Here is a 1,847-nt window from a genome sequence, read left to right on the forward strand (position 1 = left end):
ATGATGGGTGCCACGCTGGCGCCTGGCAAGCCAACACGACCCTACCAAAATGGAGCGAGCCGGCCCCGCTCGGCCCAGGCGCGAAACAGCTGGGCCACGTCAGCGTCGTCGGCGTCGAACAGTGAGCCGTTCGAGGCGCGGCCCCGCCACACGCTCGACGGCGTCCCGGTTCCAGCTTCCAGCGCGCGCTCGAGCCCCGCGATCAGCCCCGGCAGATCTTCAGCGAGTACACACGCGCGCTCGTCGAGGGCCTCGCGGCCGGTCTGCAAGGTCCAGGCGACCGCCCCCGCGTCGAGCGTCGGGTTGCGCCGCAGGAACTCGAGCTGGCGCACGAGCTGCGCGCGCAGCTGGACCTCGTGGGTGGCCGAGAACGGAAACAGCAGCGCGCCGGTCTGCGCTGGCTGGGCGGGCGTTGGCTGCGGCGGCGCCTCTTCGATGATCACGTGGGCGTTGGCCCCACCCGCGCCAAACGAGCTGATCGCGGCGCGCAGCGGCAGCCGTCGACCCTCGGCGTCGTGCCCAGGCACCCACGCGCCCGCGCGGGTCTGCAGCACGAAGGGCGAGGTCTCGAAGTCGATCGCCGGGTTGGGTTCCGCCGCGTGCAGGGTTGGCGCCAGGCTCCGGTGGCGCAGCTGCAGCAGGACCTTGGTCAAGCCCGCGATCCCGGCCGCCGGTTCGAGGTGGCCGATGTTCGACTTGACCGTTCCGAGCGCACAGGCGCCGCGCTCATGGGCTTGGGCGGCGAACACCTGGGTGAGCGCGGCGACCTCGATTGGATCGCCGAGCGAGGTCCCGGTCCCGTGGGCCTCGACATAGCTGATCGTTCCAGGATCGACCTGGGCCGCGCGCAGGGCCTCGCGCATCAGCTCGGCCTGGGCCCGCGGACTCGGGACCGCGTAGCCGCTGGTCCGGCCGCCGTGGTTCAGGGCCGTGCCACGAATGAGCCCGAGCACCCGATCGTCGTCGCGCAGCGCGTCGGCGAGGGGCTTGAGCAGCACCGCGCCCACGCCTTCGCCGGGCACGTAGCCATCCGCTCCGGCCGCGAACGCCCGGCACCGTCCGTCGCTCGAGCTCATCCGCGCCTGGCTCAAGAACACGAACTTGCTCGGGTGCAGCATCAAGTTGACGCCGCCGACGAGCGCGTAGCGGACCTCGCCCCGAGACAGGCTGGCGCAGGCCAGGTGCAGGGCCGTCAGCGACGACGAGCACATCGTGTCGAGCGCGAGGCTGGGTCCGCGGAAGTCGAAATAGAACGACACGCGGTTGGCGATCGAGGCGAAGAAATTCGCGGGCGCCGGGCCGCGGCCGCGCAGCGCGTTCTCGAGGCCGAGCAGCTGGTAGTGGCTGTACATCGCGCCGACGAACACCCCAACGCGCTCGCCTGCCAGCGCCGCCCGGGGGTAGCCAGCGTCCTCGAGGGTGTGCCAGGTGGTCTCGAGAAACAGCCGCTCTTGCGGGTCCATGATCTGGGCCTCGCGCGGGGCGATGTTGAACAACCGGGCGTCGAAGCGATCGACGTCGTCGATGAAGCCGCCCCAGCGGGTGTGGGCTCGATCCTTGCGTTGCCCGCTCGGGTCGTACCAGGCGGCGTGATCCCAGCGCGCGGGGGGGATCTCGGTGATCGCGTCGTGCCCGTTGACGAGGTTGGACCAGAACTGCTCGAGGTCTTCCGCTTGGGGGTAGCGCCCCGCGACGCCGATGATCGCGATGGGCTCCGCTGTCGCGTCGGCGCTGGCGCGAGCGCGGTGGGGCTGGCTCGGCTGGCCCGGCTGGCCCGGCTGGCTCGGCTGGCTCGGTTGGCTCGGTTGGCTCGGCTGGCTCGGCTGGCTCGGCTGGCTCGGCTGGCT

The 1,847-nt window shown here is 71.7% G+C and carries 1 protein-coding gene; it reads right to left on the reverse strand.

Annotated features, from left to right (window positions below; translation table 11 throughout):
- Window positions 1-41: 41 nt before the first annotated feature.
- Window positions 42-1,847, reverse strand: a 1,806-nt coding sequence (locus DB30_RS40720; protein WP_146662946.1) for a type I polyketide synthase, incomplete at its 5' end; no start/stop codon positions are given.

It is taken from the genome of Enhygromyxa salina (assembly GCF_000737335.2).
GTDB classification, from domain to species: domain Bacteria; phylum Myxococcota_A; class Polyangia; order Nannocystales; family Nannocystaceae; genus Plesiocystis; species Plesiocystis salina_C.